The following is a 13,910-nucleotide window of genomic DNA, read 5'->3' as shown; positions in this document are numbered from 1 at the left end:
ATTTTCCGACAGTTGCCGGTTTCAACAACTATTATTCCACTCATGGATGATGCTGTCGACCGCACCCTGCTCGCCGAGATCTCGCGCGACGGGCGGGCCACGCTCTCGCACCTGTCCGAGCTCGTCGGGCTGTCCACCTCGGCCGTGCAGTCCCGCCTGAAGCGGCTGGAGGCCCGTGGCGTGATCGCCGGCTACCGCGCCGTACTGGATGCCGAGAAGGTCGGTAGGCCGCTGTCGGCGTTCGTGGAGATCACGCCCATCGACCCGGGCCAGCCCGATGACGCCCCGGCGCTGCTGGAGGAACTGCCCGAGATCGAGGCGTGCCATTCCGTCGCTGGAGAGGCCAGCTACATGCTGATGGTGCGCGTGGCGGGGCCGAAGGCCCTGGAGAAGCTGGTCAACGACATCCGTGCGATCGCCAACGTCCGCACCCGCACGACCATCGTGCTGCAGACCTACTACGAGCACCGCCCCATCGTCTGAGTCGCGTCAGGCGAGCAGGTCACGCACCGCGGCGGCTGCGTGATCAACGGCATCCGTCACGGAGGCTCCCCGACGCAGTGACGCGAGCAGCGCGCCGGCGAACGCATCGCCGGTGCCCTTGACCGTGGTGGGGATGAGCGGATGCTCGAATTCCTCGCTGCCGTCGCGGGTGACCACGACGTCCACCAGCGTGCTGTCGCCGGATGCGGCGCCGCCGCTGATCACGGCCCACTGCGCACGCGGGCCGAGCAGTGATCGCGCAGCCTCGGCGGCATCCGTCTGCTGCAGATCCGCACCGCTCAGCAGCGCGAGTTCGAAGCGGTTGGGCACGATGCCGGTGGCGAGCTTCAGCAGCCGGTCGCGCAGCGCCGGGGCGACGGCCGGATCCGTGTACAGCCCGACATCCGAGTCGCCGAGCGTGGGATCGACCAGCACGCGCAGGCCGGGCCGGCGATCGAGCAGCGGCTGCACGGCATCCGCCACCGCCTCCACCTGATCGGACGAGGCGAAGTACCCCGTGCAGATGCTGTCGATCTCGTCCAGCACGCCGAGTGCGTCCAGATCGCGGATGCTGTCGCCCAGCCACTGCGCGGGCATCGGCTGCGCCTGCACTCGCGGATAGTGCGGCAGGTTCGCCAGCACGATGGTCGGCAGCGGCACGACCCTGGCATCCGCCAGCATGGGCAGGACGCCGTTCATCCCGACCGAACCGAACGCGACCTGTGAGCCGATCAGCAGCACGTCCGCCGGCCGGCGGTCCAGCTCCCAGCGCTCGCGGCCCTCCGACCAGCCCGCCTCGCTCATCCCGCGAAGCCCGGCCAGTACTCGGAATCGGGCGTGGATCGCGCGCCGAAGATGGCCTGGCCCACGCGCACGACCGTGGCGCCTTCCTCGATGGCGGCCTCGAAGTCGCCGGACATGCCCATCGACAGCCCGCCGGGGCCGATCAGGTCGCGCTCGCGAGCCTGATCGCGCAGGTCGCGCAGGATGCGGAAGCACTCCCGCACCCGCTCGGTGTCGCTGGTGAACAGCGCGAGGGTCATCAGGCCCTGCACGCGCAGACTGTCGCGATGCCGCAGCTCCTCGAGGAATGCGAGGGTGTCGGCCGGCTCCAATCCGAACTTCGACTCCTCGGCCGAGGTGTTCACCTGCACGAACACGTCCAGTCCGCGCCCGGCCGCCTGCAGGCGGTGATCCAGGGCGTCGGCCAGGCGGATGCTGTCCAGCGCCTGGAACTCGTCGGCGAAGGCCACCACGTCCTTGGCCTTGTTGGTCTGCAGATGCCCGATCACCGACCAGCGCACGTCCTGGTCGGCGAGGTTCTCGGCCTTGCGCTTGGCCTCCTGCACCTTGTTCTCACCGAGGTCCGTCGCTCCCGCCTGGATGGCCAGCAGCAGCCGCTCCTCGGGCACGGTCTTGCTGACCTGCAGCAGCCGCACCTCGTCCGCCGAGCGCCCGGCTCGCTCGGCAGCGGCGGCGATCCTCGCGCGCACGTCGGCGATGTTGAGGGCGAAGTCCTCCACGGACTCCGCATGCGGATACTGCGGGCGAGCGGGCTGATCGGTCACGCCTCGAGGCTACCGCCGCCGCCTTGCCCCCGCCGCCTCGCCCCCCGTCCGCCCCGCCCCCCTTCCGTCGAGAGCACGGGACCTCGCCGAGTGCACGCGAAGATCGCGCGAAGAAGTCGTGCGATCGGCGAGATGTCGTGCTCTCGACGGTGCAAGACGGCGGCACCGCGGGGTGCGCGGGCGGCAAGTAGGATTCCAGCGTGGCATCCCGTTCCTCCAAGAAGCGCTCCCGTCCCCGCGGCCAGGGCGCACGCGGCCAGCGTCAGCAGGCAGGCTCGCAGCGCCGGCGCACCAGCGGGAACCCCGCGAAGCGCCCGGTGATCGAGGCGGGCCCGGTCACGCTGGGTGACTGGATCGGCGCTGCCCGGCTGCGCACCCTGCCGCTGGCCGTCGCCCCCGTCATCCTCGGCACCGGCGCCGCGCAGGTAACAGACCGCCACCTGCACTGGGTGATCGCGCTGGCATGCCTGGCAGTGGCCGTGCTGCTGCAGATCGGCGTGAACTTCGCCAACGACTACAGCGACGGCATCCGCGGCACCGACGCCAACCGCGTCGGCCCCGCCCGGCTGACGGCATCCGGTCGTGTTCCCGCCAAGCAGGTGCTGGTGATCGCGCTGGTCTTCTTCGCGCTCGCCGCCGTCGCGGGTCTCGCCATCGTCATCCGCACGCAGCAGTGGTGGATGCTGCTGGTCGGCGCTGCGTGCATCGTGGCCGCCTGGTTCTACACCGGCGGCAAACGCCCCTACGGCTACAACGCCCTGGGCGAGCTGTTCGTGTTCGTGTTCTTCGGCCTGGTGGCCGTGCTCGGCACCACCTGGGTGCAGTCCTTCGCGCTGCCGCTGGAGGCCTGGCTGGCCGCCGTCGCCGCAGGGCTGTTCGCCTGCGCCGTGCTGCTGGCCAACAACCTCCGAGACATCGACCAGGATCGCGTCTCCGGCAAGCGCACGCTGACCGTGCTGATCGGCAGGCGCGCCACGCAGATCGTCTTCACGGTCTTCGCCGTGCTGCCCTTCCTCATCGCCGCGTTCTTCGCGCTGCTGCTGTACCCGGTGGCGTGGCTGGCGCTGCTGGCGCTGCTGGGAGTCGGACCCGCGATCCTCATCGTCTGGACCTATCGCGAGGCCCGCGAGCTGGTCATCGCGCTGAGCCTGACCTCGCTGTCGTCCGTGGCGTATGCCGCGCTGATGTACTGGGCGCTCGTCGCGCCGTGATCGACGGCTGATCCTCACGCGCAGGGGTTCCCTGCGGCCATCCGCTCGGGGAGAATCGACGGATGACAGTACGCGTCGACCTGAACATCTCCCTCGACGGATTCGCGACCACCGTCGACCAGACGCCCGAGAACCCGATGGGCGAGGACTGGGGACGGCTGGTCTCGGCCTACACGGCCACGCGCACCTTCCGCGAACGCGTGATGGGCGAGACCTCGGGCGAGGGGACCACAGGTGTCGACGAGAAGTACGCGAGCGCGTACTTCGAGGGCATCGGCGCGGAGATCATGGGCGCTGGCATGTTCGGGCTGCATCTGAATGCCGACGACCCCGACTGGCGCGGCTGGTGGGGAGAGGAGCCGCCGTTCCGCGTGCCGGTGTTCGTGCTCACGCACGTGCCGCGCGAATCGATCGAGTTCGCCAACGGCACGGTGTTCCACTTCCTGCAGGCGTCACCGAAGGATGCCCTCATGCGGGCCCGGGATGCCGCCGGCAGCGCGGATGTGCGCATCGGCGGGGGAGTGGACGTGGTGCGGCAGTTCCTCGCCGCCGGACTCGTGGACCGGCTGCATGTCGGCATCGCCCCGATCCTGCTCGGTGACGGCGAGCGCCTCTGGGACGGACTGCGAGGCCTGGAGGACGGTGCCGAGGTCGTCAGCGAAGTGGCCGAGAGCGGCGTCGTGCACGTGACGTTCCAGCGCTGAGGCGCCGGGTCGCGGGCATCCGCTTCACTCCTCTTCGGTCGCGCTGTCCTCCACGTCCTCGTCGGCGTCGTGACGGTTGCGCTTCGCGTACAGCGCGCGCGAGGTGGCCGACAGCGGCGCGCGCAGGAACAGCAGGGAGATGCTCATGCCGATGAGTGCGGCGAACAGGGCGGCCAGCCACCAGAACTCGCGGAAGATCGGGAAGAAGAACCACATGATCGCGAGCGGCACGAGAAACGCCAGCAGCCGCAGCACGCTGTAGACGAGGAGGGGTGGCAACTTCTTCACGCGCTCAGTCTAGGAGCGCACGCTAGGCGGGGGCTGTGCAGTCCTGATGAGACATCGGAACCCGCCTGAGCGCCGCGACCTACACTGGAGGCATGGCTCGTGTCCTGATCGTCGGCGGTTTCCTCGCCGTCGTGTTCTGGGTGTACAGCATCGTCGACTGCACCGTGCAGCCGGCGACGCGGCACCGTGGCGTCTCCAAGAGCGTCTGGGTGCTCATCGTGATCCTGCTGCCGGTGATCGGCGGCGTGCTGTGGTTCACGCTCGGCCGGTTGGCCGCAGGGCAGGTCCCGACCGCGTACGTCGTGCCGCCGGATGACGACCCGCAGGTGCTGCGGCGGATGCACAACGCCGAACAGGATGCCCGCATCCGCGAGCTCGAGGCGGAGCTGGCGCGCCTGGACGACGACTCCGACGGCGCGGACCCGCGCTCGTGACGGCGGCTGGTTCCTCTTCGGCTCCTGCTGATCCGGCGACGCCTGCTGATCCGGCGGCGCCTGCTGATTCGACAGCCTCTGCAGCTGCGGGGATGCCTGCTGTTCCGGAGACTCTGGCTGTTCCGGGCGGTTCGCCCGCCTCGGATGCTGCGGCAGCGCTGCTGACGGAACTGGTGGCCAACGGCATCCGCGACCTCGTGCTCTCTCCCGGATCTCGCTCGCAGGCCCTCGCGCTGGCGGCCATGGAGCTGTCCCGCCAGGGCGTGCTGCGCGTGCACGTGCGCATCGACGAGCGCGCCGCCGGGTTCACCGCGCTGGGCATCGCCCGGGAGAGCCGGCTGCCGGTCGCGGTGGTGTGCACGTCGGGCACTGCCGCGGGCAACCTGCTGCCGGCGACCATGGAGGCCTTCCACTCCGGGATCCCGCTGCTGCTGCTGACCGCCGATCGCCCACCCGAGCTGCGCGGCGTCGGCGCCAATCAGGCCACCATGCAGTGGGGGCTGTTCGGTTCGTTCGTGAGATGGCAGGCGGATGCCGAGGTACCCGGTGCTGTCGTGCCCGGTCGCCTGGAGCGGGGGGCCCGTGCGGATCGCGTCTCGGAGGGACGTGCCGCCGCGACGACCGGTGTCCCGGATGACGGCGCGACTGCGTGGCCCGCGCTCGGCCGTCGTGCCGTGGTTGCGGCGCTCGGGCTCTCCGGGGAGGGCGTGCCTGGGGTTGCTGGACCCGTGCACCTCAACCTGCCCGCGCGCGAGCCGCTGTCCGCCGTGACGGATGTCGTCGCCCAGCCGGGGCCCGCCCCAACCCGCGCTGCCGTCGAGCCGCTGGTGCTGGAGCGCGCGTTGCGCACGATCGTGATCGCGGGAGCGGATGCCGGGCCCGGTGCCGAGGAGATCTCGCACCAGGGCGGCTGGCCGCTGATCGCCGAGATCGTCAGCGGCGCGAGGTTCGGGCGCCTGGTGGTGCACGGATACCGCGAGCTGCTGAAGGACGAGTCCTTGGGCGGTCGGATCGAGCGTGCGGTCGTCTTCGGGCATCCGACTCTCAGTCGTGAGGTGGCGGGGCTGCTGGCGCGCGATGACATCGACGTCGTCGCCGTGCGCGGCGGCGGCGAAGAGCTGAACCTCAACGGGCGCACGATGGCCGTGGACGGTGTCGCGGTCGCCGACGGTGACAGGGACCGGCAGTGGCTGGGCGCCTGGATGAACGCCTCGGCCGCGCGCGTGGTCGACCTCAGCGCCCCCGCGCCCGACAACGACGGACTGTTCTCCGACGACAAGGAGGCCCGGCTCAGCGCCGTGCGCGCGGAGCTGGCGGCTGTGCGGGCTCGAGTGGATCGGGAGATTCTCGTGGATGCCGTGTGGCGGGCGACCTGGCCGCACGACCGGCTGATGTTCGGGTCGTCGCGGCTCGTGCGCGTGGCCGATCAGGTGCTGGGCGGCAAGAAGGTGCCGGTGCACGCCAACCGCGGGCTCGCCGGCATCGACGGCACGATCGCGACCGGGCTCGGCATCGCACTGGCCAGCCAGGCCGCCGGAGCGGCGGGCGTGACGCGCGTGCTGCTGGGTGACCTGGCGTTCCTGCACGATGTCGGAGCACTGCTGCTGCCCGCCGATGAGCCGCATCCGCGCATCCAGGTGATCGTCGGCAACGACGGCGGCGGCACGATCTTCGACGGGCTCGAGGTCGCCGCATCCGCTCCGGCCGAGGATCTGGACCGGGCGTTCTACACCCCGCACGGTGCGGACCTGTCGGCGCTGGCGACAGCCTACGGCTGGGAGTACACCCAGGTGTCCACGCGCTCGGCGCTGGAGCAGGCGCTCACCTCCCCCGCACCGGGTCCGCAGATCATCGAGGTCCCGCTGGAGCGCTGAGGGTGGGGCTTGGCTTGCTGGGCTGAGAGCAGCGCAGTCTCGCGGGGCCTATATGGCGGCCTCCTCGTCCTTGAGACAGCCGAACGGGACCCGTGACATGCGCGGGTGATTCAGGCCCGCCGCCCGCGGGGCCCACTTGGTCGTTTCCTCGTGGTTGAGGCAGCCATCCGGGACCCGCGAAAGCTCATGCGCTCGCGCTGCAGTTCTCAGCATCCGTGAATCGTCGCGCTGCACTTCTCAGCGCCTGGAAGGTTCCGCGCTGCAGTTCTCAGCGTCGATGAGTCTCCGCGCGGCAGTTCTTCGTCCGCGCGGCGCATATATCCGCCGCGCTGATCGAGAAGTGCCGCGCGGGCTGAGGAGTGCCGCGCGGGCTGAGGAGTGCCGCGACCGAGAAGGGCTGCGCGGCACGCGAGGAGCCGCTTACTCGAGCCGTCGGCTGACCTCGCCGAGGTCGACGCTGGCGTAGTGCTCCTCGTCGCCGGAGCCTCCGTCCGCGGAGCCTGAGCCCGCCTCGAGTTCGAGCTCGGACACCTCGTACAGGTCTGCCTTCGACGGGGCGATGGCCAGAGCCTCGACAGGCGAGGTCTCGGTGAGCACCTCGTCCAGACCCTGTAGGGCGCTGAACCGGCGCGCCTGCGTGACGACGTTGCGGTCCAGCGAGCCGGCGAACCTGTTGTACGCGTCGACCGTGGAGTTCAGGCTCTTGCCGAGTTTGGCCAGGTGCTGGCCCAGGGTGCCGAGGCGCTTGTGCAGCTCCTTGCCGACCGTGAAGATCTGCTGCGCCTCATGCGCAAGCTGGTCCTGCCGCCACGCGTGCCCGACCGTGCGCAGCAGCGCGATGAGCGTGGACGGCGTGGCGATGACGACGTTGCGCTCGAAGGCGTACTCGTACAGCGTGGCGTCCTGATCCAGCGCTGCCGCCAGGAACGGCTCGGCCGGCACGAACATCACCACGAACTCGGGGGAGCCGGCCACCACGTCCCAGTACTGCTTGGTGCCCAGGTCGTCGATGTGCTTCTTCAGATGACGGGCGTGCGCGGCCAGGCGCTGCGCGCGCACCGTGTCGTCGGTGGCCTCCATGGCCTCGAGATATCCGTTGAAGGCGACCTTCGAGTCGACGACCACGTTCTTGTCGCCGGCCAGGTGCACGACCAGGTCGGGGCGCAGCGCGCCGTCGTCGGTGTCGTGGTGCATCTGCTCGTCGAAGTCGACGTGATTGAGCATCCCCGACGCCTCCACCACGCGGCGCAGCTGCAGCTCGCCCCAGCGGCCGCGCACCTGCGGCGCGCGCAGCGCGTTGACCAGGTTGCGGGTCTCCGAGCCGAGCGTCTCGGACGACTGCCGCATCAGCTGCACCTGCTCGTGCAGCGCGGCGTTGGCCTCCAGCCGGGCCTTCTCGGCGGTGCCCATCTCGGTCTTCACGCCCTCGAGCGTCTTCTGGATGGGCTCGATGAGCTGCTGCACGGCATCCTGCCGCTTCTGCAGCTCGGCCGCACCCTCGCTCTGGCTGCGTTTGAGGCGCTCCTCCGCCTGCTGCAGGAACACCTTCGAGTTCGCCTCGAGCGCTCGCCTGCTCAGCGCATCGAACTCATCGGAGAGCCGCTTCTGGTCCGCCTTCAGCTCCTCCAGCCGGTCGGCTGCGCGCCGCCGCTCGGCCAGCACATCGGCATCCGCCTCCTGACGAACCTCGGCCAGCCGCCGCTCGTGCTCCAGACGTTCGTGCTCCAGGCGCGCCTGCGCCTGGGCGCGAGCATCCGCCACTGCCGCCTCGCCCAGCCGACGCGTCTCGACGACCCGCTGCTCGCCCAGCGCACGCTCCTCCTGCACGCGGGTGGCGGTCTCGTCACGCAGCGCCGCGGCATCGGCCTCCAGCGCCTGCACCCGCAGCAGCGCGGCCCGGCCCTCGGCATCCGATGAGCGGCCGCGCTGCGTGCCCAGCACGAATCCGAGCGCGCCGGCCAGCGCCGCGGCGATGACGGCGACGACGATCACGAGAAGCGAGGTGTCCATGCTCCGATTGTGCCCGGGGCCACCGACATCGCCCGTCGCACCCTGCACAATGGCACCATGACGAAGACGACATGGGCCACCGCGTTGCGGGTGGACGACGGTTTCCAGCTGGCGGACGTCGACCCCGACAGCACACCCGGGTTCGATGGCGACAAGAAGGACGGCGAGAAGGCGCTGGACAAGCGCAGGGAGACATTGAGCGACCTGCAGGAGCGCCTGTACGCGGCGTCCCGATCCGGCGAGTCGACGGATGCCGTTCTGCTGGTGCTGCAGGCCATGGACTCCGCAGGCAAGGGCGGCATCGTGCGGCACGTCGTCGGCGGTGTGGATCCGCAGGGCGTGGAGCTCGCCGCCTTCAAGGCGCCGACCGACGAGGAACGCGCGCACGACTTCCTCTGGCGCATCGAGAAGCGCCTGCCGCGGCCCGGGTTCATCGGCGTCTTCGACCGCTCGCACTACGAGGACGTCCTGATCGGCCGGGTGCGGATGCTCGCACCCGAGGACGAGATCGAGCGCCGCTACGGCGCCATCGTCGACTTCGAGCGCCGCGTCGCGGCATCCGGGATCCGCATCGTCAAGGTCATGCTGCACATCTCCCGCGACGAGCAGAAGGAGCGCCTGATGGAGCGCCTGGACCGCTCGGACAAGCACTGGAAGTACAACCCGGGAGATGTCGACGAGCGGATGCTGTGGGACGACTACATGGCCGCCTACCAGTCCGTGTTCGACCGCACCTCCGCGCCAGAGGCTCCCTGGTACGTGATCCCGGCGAACAGCAAGTGGTACGCGCGCCTGGCCGTGCAGGAGCTGCTGATCGCGGCGCTGGAGGATATCGATCCGCAATGGCCCGTCGCCGACTTCGACGTGGAGGCGGAGAAGAAGCGCCTCGCCGCGAGCTGACCTGCCCGAGACCCCGGGCTGCCGCCGACACCCCGCCCTGCGGGCGACCGCACCACGGGGTGTCGGCGAGAAGTCGGGGTCTCGGCGTCAGGCGCGGGGCTTGCGCGCGCGGTGCAGCGCGACGATGCCGAACGTCAGGTTTCGGTACTCGACATCCGTCCAGCCGGCCTCGCGGATCCACGCCGACAGCGTCTTCTGGTCGGGCCAGTCGCGGATCGACTCGTTGAGGTAGTCGTAGGCGTCGCCGTTGGTGCCCGCGATGCGCGCCACCTTCGGCAGCACCTGCGCGTTGTAGAAGCGGTACAGGCCGCGGAACAGCTTTCCCGGAGGCGTGGAGAACTCGTTGATCACCATCCGCCCGCCGGGCCTGGTCACGCGGAACAGCTCGGCCAGTGCCTTCTTCGGCTGCTGCACGTTGCGCAGCCCGTACGACATGGTCACCGCGTCGAACTCCTCGTCGCCGAACGGCAGATCCGTGGCGTCGGCCTGCACGAAGGTGATGTTGGGCAGGTGCCCATGCCGGCGGCGCCCTTCGGTCAGCATCCCGGGGGAGAAGTCGGCGGCGACGACCTGCGCGCCGCTGCCTGCGAGAGAGGCGGAGGAGGATGCCGTGCCCGCGGCCAGGTCGAGGATGCGCTCGCCGCGCTTGGGCGCCACCGCGCGCGTCGTGGCCGCGCGCCACAGCGCGTCATTGCCGAAGGTCATCACGGTGTTCGTGCGGTCGTAGCCTGCGGCCACCTGATCGAACATGCCGCTGACGTGCGAGGGGTCCTTGCCGAGGTCGGCGCGATTCGGCTCCATGCTTCGATCCTAGGCGGGCGGATGCTGCGCTGCCTGAGACGGATGTCGGCAGGAATCACGGATGTCGGCAGGAATCAGGCATCCGCGCCGACATCCGTGATCTGAACCGACATCTGTTCTCCAGGGCGACTGGCGGATGCTCAGGGCACAGCGCCCGCCGTAGACTCGGCGGGTGAGTGCGAATCGTCCGGAGCCCGGCACGTCGATGATCTTCCAGTGGCGCAAATGGGACGGTTCGCCGCACTGGGCCAACCAGGAGGTGTACCTGGGGTCGGACCGGTGGGGCGACTGGCTCGGCCAGCCCGCCGGCTGGCGAAGCTCCCGCCCCGGTCGCGAATTCATCGCGGACTCCGCCGACGTCACGCTGATCCCCCGATCGGATGCCGAGCACGGCGCCGACCACGCCGTCACCGTCCACCGGCATCACTCCACGGCGATGCGGATCTACATCGATCTGGGCTGGGAGATGCGCTGGGAGGATGCCGGCATCGACGCCGGCACGGGTCTGCACATCCTCGCCACCGGCATCGACATGGACCTCGATGTGGTGCGCCGGCTCGATGAGCGCGGCACGTACGTCGATGACCGCGACGAGTGGGCCGAGCACAGCATCCGCTACGGGTACCCTGCCGACGTGATGGCGCACCTGGAAGCCCTCACCCTCGATCTCGAGAACAGGGTGCGCGCGCAGGTCCCGCCGTTCGACGACGCGACCGCCGATGCGTGGCTGGACCGTCTCGAGGCACTCGACCTGAAGCCGCGCAACTAGGCTGGAGGGGTGAGCAGCATCCGCCTGGTCGCGCAGACCCGCGAGATCCCACCCGTCGACGATCTGCTGGCGCACACCTCCGCGGCGAACCCGCTGGCGTGGCTTCGCCGCGGCGACGGGATCGTGGCCGCGGGCGACGGCATCGCGGCATCCATCCGCATCCGCGGCGGTCAGGACCGCACCCGGGAGCAGCGCATGGCCGACGCCTGGCGCGAGCTGGCGCAGGATGCCGAGATCGACGACCCCGTAGCACTTCCCGGCACCGGACTCGTGGCCTTCGGTGCGCTCACCTTCGACGAGGACTCGAAGGCCGACAGCGTCCTCGTGGTGCCGCAGGCCGTGATCGGCCGTCGTGACGGGCGCAGCTGGATCACCCGCATCCGCACTCTCGACGACGCGGACTTCGCCCCCGTCTCCGAGCCCGCAGCCCTCGCCCCGCACTGGGCGGGCCGCGTCGGCCCCGGCGCGCAGACGCCGCAGGGGTATCAGGATGCCGTCCGCGCAGCTCTCGGCGAGATCACCGCCGGCGCGTACGAGAAGGTCGTGCTGGCCCGCGACCTCACCGGCACCGTGCCCAGCGACGCCGACCTGCGCCGGCTGGTGGGCGCGCTGTCGACCGACTACCCCGACACCTGGACCTTCGCCGTGGACGGCCTGGTGGGGGCGAGCCCGGAGACTCTCGTGACCACGCACGCCCGCACCGTCACCGCGCGGGTGCTGGCAGGCACCACGGCGCGCGGGGCCGACCCGGTGGCCGACGCCACGGCATCCGCTGCCCTCGCCGCAAGCGCGAAGGACCTCGACGAGCACGGCTTCGCCGTGCAGAGCGTGCTGGCGACTCTCCGCCCGCACACCCGTGCGCTCGAGGTCGATGGTCCGTTCGTGCTGGAGCTGCCCAACCTGTTCCACCTGGCCACCGATGTGCGCGGCGACCTGGCCGACGGCGACTCCGCGCTCGATCTGGTCGGTGCCATGCATCCCACTGCGGCTGTCGCGGGGACGCCGACGGATGCCGCCATCGCGGCGATCCGGCGCCTGGAGCCCTTCGACCGCGGACGCTACGCCGGACCGGTCGGCTGGATCGACGCATCCGGCGACGGCGAGTGGGCCATCGCACTGCGCTGCGCGCAGTTCGCCGACGCTCCGAGCGACGCCTCCCGTGCGCGGCAGGTCACGGCCTACGCCGGGGCCGGCATCGTCGCCGGCAGCGATCCCGAGGCGGAGCTGCTGGAGACCCGCGTGAAGTTCCGCCCGCTCGTGGATGCGCTGGCCTGAGCCGATGTCGTCGGAACCCGCTCCCGAGCTCGGCGTGCTGTTCGACGTGCTCCGCGCCAACGAGGCCGTCGGAGCCATGCTGCGCGACGCCCTGACCGGCACAGGGCTGACGCCCACCGGCTACGCGGTGCTGAGCCTGGTGGCGACTCTCGGCACGACGACGCCCAGCGAGGTCGCGGCGCGCATCGGGGCGAAGCCCTCCACGCTCACCGCGCATCTGGCCGGGCTCGAGACGGACGGGCTGATCTCGCGGCGACGCGGGGCGGACGGAAGATCGGCGGATCTGCAGATCACCGAACAGGGGCGCCGGGCGCACGGCGACGCGCACCGCCGCGTCGAGCTCGTCTGGCGATCCGTCTCCGGTGAGCTGGACGTTCCGGAGCTGCGGGCCGTTCTCGCGCGGTTGATCACCTCGCTGACCGAGAGGGCCCGCCCATTGCGGTGAGCGGAGGGGCGCGACAGAATAGTTCGGATCCGAAACAGTTCTGAGGAGCCCGAATGCCGTTCACCGTCAACTCCCGCACCAGGATGCGGCAGGCCGTCGCACTCGCAGCCACGACGATTCTCGTCACGACCGTGCTCACTGGCTGCGGATCCACGGCATCACCAGGCGCCACCACGAGCCTCTCGCCATCGGAGGCGACGCCGACCATCCCACAGGTCGACGCATCTCTCGACTCGGTGACCGGTGACCCGGCGGCGCTCGTCGCCCGTGTCGACGGGGATCGGATCATGACCGACGTGCGAACCCTGGGGAAGACCCCGCGCGACCCGGCCCAGAACAGGGACCAGACGATCGCCGCGGCCGAGTACGTCAAGACGCAGCTGCAGGATGCCGGACTCGCGCCGAAGACGATCGATGTGACCCTGCGCGACATCACCCTGCCGACGGTGTGGGCGGAGATCCACGGGCAGCAGTGCGCTGACCGCGTGTTCGTGCTGACCGCGCACTACGACACCGTCCCCGGGTCACCCGGGGCTGACGACGACGCGTCCGGTGTGGCAGGCGTGCTGGAGACGGCGCGCATCCTCGCCGATGCGCAGCTGCCGGCGACCGTGGTGGTCGCCGCCGTCCCGTTCGAGGAGGAGGGGAGTCCCTACGCCGGCGCAGCGGCGCTGGCGACCGAGCTGATCGAGCAGCAGCACAGGGACGTGTTCGGCATGGTGAGCGCCGAGATGCTCGGCTACGCCACCACCGAGCCGAATGCCGACGGCCAGGTCGGCGACTTCCTCAACGTGCTCGGCTACCCCGACGCGGAGCAGCTGGTGCAGATCTTCGACCACGCGAACACGGAGTGGGCCGGCGGCGCGAAGGCCCAGGTCGCGACGGTGCCCGAGACGGAGACCTTCATCTCCCGCTCCGATCACGCAGCGTTCCACCTGAAGCGAGTGCCCGCGGCGTTCGCGACCGACGGTGCGAACTTCCGCACGCCGTACTACCACACGCCGCAGGACGTACCGGAGAACATCAGCACCGACTTCTTCGCCGGGGCAGTGCGCACTCTCGTGGCAGGAACGATCGGAATGGCCGGTCGCACCGCCGCCTGTGAGGGCTGAACCCGTCGGGATCGGAAGGAGGGCCGGGGGATCGCA

15 protein-coding genes are annotated in these 13,910 nt (G+C 70.4%); 10 read left to right on the top strand and 5 right to left on the bottom strand.

The window, feature by feature from the left end:
• The first annotated feature begins 42 nt into the window (after positions 1-42).
• Positions 43-483 (top strand): Lrp/AsnC family transcriptional regulator, encoded by a 441-nt coding sequence (locus tag Q0568_RS10050; RefSeq protein WP_298865941.1) that lies wholly within the window; start codon positions 43-45, stop codon positions 481-483.
• Positions 484-489: 6 nt separating this feature from the next.
• On the opposite strand, the gene Q0568_RS10045 is transcribed toward Q0568_RS10050, so the two are convergent.
• Together Q0568_RS10045 and Q0568_RS10040 are read right to left on the bottom strand one after the other, a co-directional pair.
• A complete protein-coding gene (locus Q0568_RS10045) occupies positions 490-1,287 on the bottom strand; it encodes a pyridoxal kinase (protein ID WP_298865939.1) in 798 nt (265 codons plus the stop codon).
• Positions 1,284-2,051, bottom strand: coding sequence for a YggS family pyridoxal phosphate-dependent enzyme (locus Q0568_RS10040; RefSeq protein WP_298865937.1), 768 nt, complete (start codon positions 2,049-2,051; stop codon positions 1,284-1,286). The genes Q0568_RS10045 and Q0568_RS10040 overlap by 4 nt, the downstream gene beginning before the upstream one ends.
• Positions 2,052-2,368: 317 nt before the next feature.
• Here Q0568_RS10040 and Q0568_RS10035 point away from each other — a divergent pair, with 317 nt between their 5' ends.
• On the top strand, positions 2,369-3,262 hold the full coding sequence (locus tag Q0568_RS10035; protein WP_298866039.1) for a 1,4-dihydroxy-2-naphthoate polyprenyltransferase: 894 nt from the start codon (positions 2,369-2,371) through the stop codon (positions 3,260-3,262).
• Positions 3,263-3,324: 62 nt separating this feature from the next.
• Positions 3,325-3,966, top strand: a complete 642-nt coding sequence (locus Q0568_RS10030; protein ID WP_298865935.1) for a dihydrofolate reductase family protein — start codon at positions 3,325-3,327, stop codon at positions 3,964-3,966.
• A gap of 24 nt (positions 3,967-3,990) precedes the next feature.
• Here Q0568_RS10030 and Q0568_RS10025 read toward each other — a convergent pair whose 3' ends face one another.
• The gene (locus tag Q0568_RS10025; protein ID WP_298865933.1) at positions 3,991-4,254 is read right to left on the bottom strand and encodes a DUF4229 domain-containing protein; all 264 of its coding nucleotides are present in this window, start codon (positions 4,252-4,254) and stop codon (positions 3,991-3,993) included.
• Positions 4,255-4,346: 92 nt separating this feature from the next.
• Here Q0568_RS10025 and Q0568_RS10020 point away from each other — a divergent pair, with 92 nt between their 5' ends.
• Both Q0568_RS10020 and Q0568_RS10015 read left to right on the top strand, forming a co-directional pair.
• Positions 4,347-4,688: a PLD nuclease N-terminal domain-containing protein gene (locus tag Q0568_RS10020; RefSeq protein ID WP_298865932.1), complete on the top strand. Its 342-nt coding sequence runs from the start codon at positions 4,347-4,349 to the stop codon at positions 4,686-4,688.
• A gap of 92 nt (positions 4,689-4,780) precedes the next feature.
• Positions 4,781-6,562 carry a thiamine pyrophosphate-binding protein gene (locus Q0568_RS10015; RefSeq protein WP_298865930.1) on the top strand — a complete coding sequence of 594 codons (1,782 nt, stop codon included), beginning with the start codon at positions 4,781-4,783 and terminating at the stop codon, positions 6,560-6,562.
• A gap of 420 nt (positions 6,563-6,982) precedes the next feature.
• Here Q0568_RS10015 and rmuC read toward each other — a convergent pair whose 3' ends face one another.
• Positions 6,983-8,572 (bottom strand): DNA recombination protein RmuC, encoded by a 1,590-nt coding sequence (gene rmuC, locus Q0568_RS10010; protein WP_298865928.1) that lies wholly within the window; start codon positions 8,570-8,572, stop codon positions 6,983-6,985.
• Between the two features lie 57 nt (positions 8,573-8,629).
• Between rmuC and Q0568_RS10005 the strand changes: the two genes are divergently transcribed.
• Entirely contained in the window at positions 8,630-9,472 is an 843-nt protein-coding gene (locus tag Q0568_RS10005) for a polyphosphate kinase 2 family protein (RefSeq protein WP_298865926.1), read from the top strand.
• An 87-nt stretch (positions 9,473-9,559) separates the two neighbouring features.
• Here the strand turns inward: Q0568_RS10005 and Q0568_RS10000 are convergent, their stop codons facing one another.
• The gene (locus Q0568_RS10000) at positions 9,560-10,273 is read right to left on the bottom strand and encodes a class I SAM-dependent methyltransferase (protein WP_298865924.1); all 714 of its coding nucleotides are present in this window, start codon (positions 10,271-10,273) and stop codon (positions 9,560-9,562) included.
• 172 nt (positions 10,274-10,445) lie between these two features.
• On the opposite strand from Q0568_RS10000, the gene Q0568_RS09995 reads away from it, so the two are divergent.
• Genes Q0568_RS09995 through Q0568_RS09980 form a run of 4 tightly spaced genes read left to right on the top strand, consistent with a single transcriptional unit; the run spans position 10,446 to position 13,874 of the window.
• Positions 10,446-11,042, top strand: a complete 597-nt coding sequence (locus Q0568_RS09995) for a hypothetical protein (RefSeq protein ID WP_298865922.1) — start codon at positions 10,446-10,448, stop codon at positions 11,040-11,042.
• A gap of 9 nt (positions 11,043-11,051) precedes the next feature.
• Positions 11,052-12,317, top strand: coding sequence for an isochorismate synthase MenF (locus Q0568_RS09990; RefSeq protein ID WP_298865921.1), 1,266 nt, complete (start codon positions 11,052-11,054; stop codon positions 12,315-12,317).
• 4 nt (positions 12,318-12,321) lie between these two features.
• Positions 12,322-12,762, top strand: coding sequence for a MarR family transcriptional regulator (locus tag Q0568_RS09985; RefSeq protein ID WP_298865919.1), 441 nt, complete (start codon positions 12,322-12,324; stop codon positions 12,760-12,762).
• A 53-nt stretch (positions 12,763-12,815) separates the two neighbouring features.
• Positions 12,816-13,874 carry a M20/M25/M40 family metallo-hydrolase gene (locus Q0568_RS09980; protein ID WP_298865917.1) on the top strand — a complete coding sequence of 353 codons (1,059 nt, stop codon included), beginning with the start codon at positions 12,816-12,818 and terminating at the stop codon, positions 13,872-13,874.
• The last annotated feature ends 36 nt before the right edge of the window (positions 13,875-13,910 follow it).

It is taken from the genome of uncultured Microbacterium sp. (assembly GCF_937927635.1).
Taxonomy (GTDB): domain Bacteria; phylum Actinomycetota; class Actinomycetes; order Actinomycetales; family Microbacteriaceae; genus Microbacterium.
This window is presented reverse-complemented; position numbering and strand designations above follow the sequence as displayed.

Coding starts and splice junctions, on each gene's coding strand:
- Q0568_RS10050 (WP_298865941.1), top strand. CDS start 43: ATGGATGATGCTGTCGACCGCACCCTGCTCGCCGAGATCTCGCGCGAC.
- Q0568_RS10005 (WP_298865926.1), top strand. CDS start 8,630: ATGACGAAGACGACATGGGCCACCGCGTTGCGGGTGGACGACGGTTTC.
- Q0568_RS09985 (WP_298865919.1), top strand. CDS start 12,322: ATGTCGTCGGAACCCGCTCCCGAGCTCGGCGTGCTGTTCGACGTGCTC.
- Q0568_RS10015 (WP_298865930.1), top strand. CDS start 4,781: ATGCCTGCTGTTCCGGAGACTCTGGCTGTTCCGGGCGGTTCGCCCGCC.
- rmuC (WP_298865928.1), bottom strand. CDS start 8,572: ATGGACACCTCGCTTCTCGTGATCGTCGTCGCCGTCATCGCCGCGGCG.
- Q0568_RS09980 (WP_298865917.1), top strand. CDS start 12,816: ATGCCGTTCACCGTCAACTCCCGCACCAGGATGCGGCAGGCCGTCGCA.
- Q0568_RS10020 (WP_298865932.1), top strand. CDS start 4,347: ATGGCTCGTGTCCTGATCGTCGGCGGTTTCCTCGCCGTCGTGTTCTGG.
- Q0568_RS10000 (WP_298865924.1), bottom strand. CDS start 10,273: ATGGAGCCGAATCGCGCCGACCTCGGCAAGGACCCCTCGCACGTCAGC.
- Q0568_RS10045 (WP_298865939.1), bottom strand. CDS start 1,287: ATGAGCGAGGCGGGCTGGTCGGAGGGCCGCGAGCGCTGGGAGCTGGAC.
- Q0568_RS10030 (WP_298865935.1), top strand. CDS start 3,325: ATGACAGTACGCGTCGACCTGAACATCTCCCTCGACGGATTCGCGACC.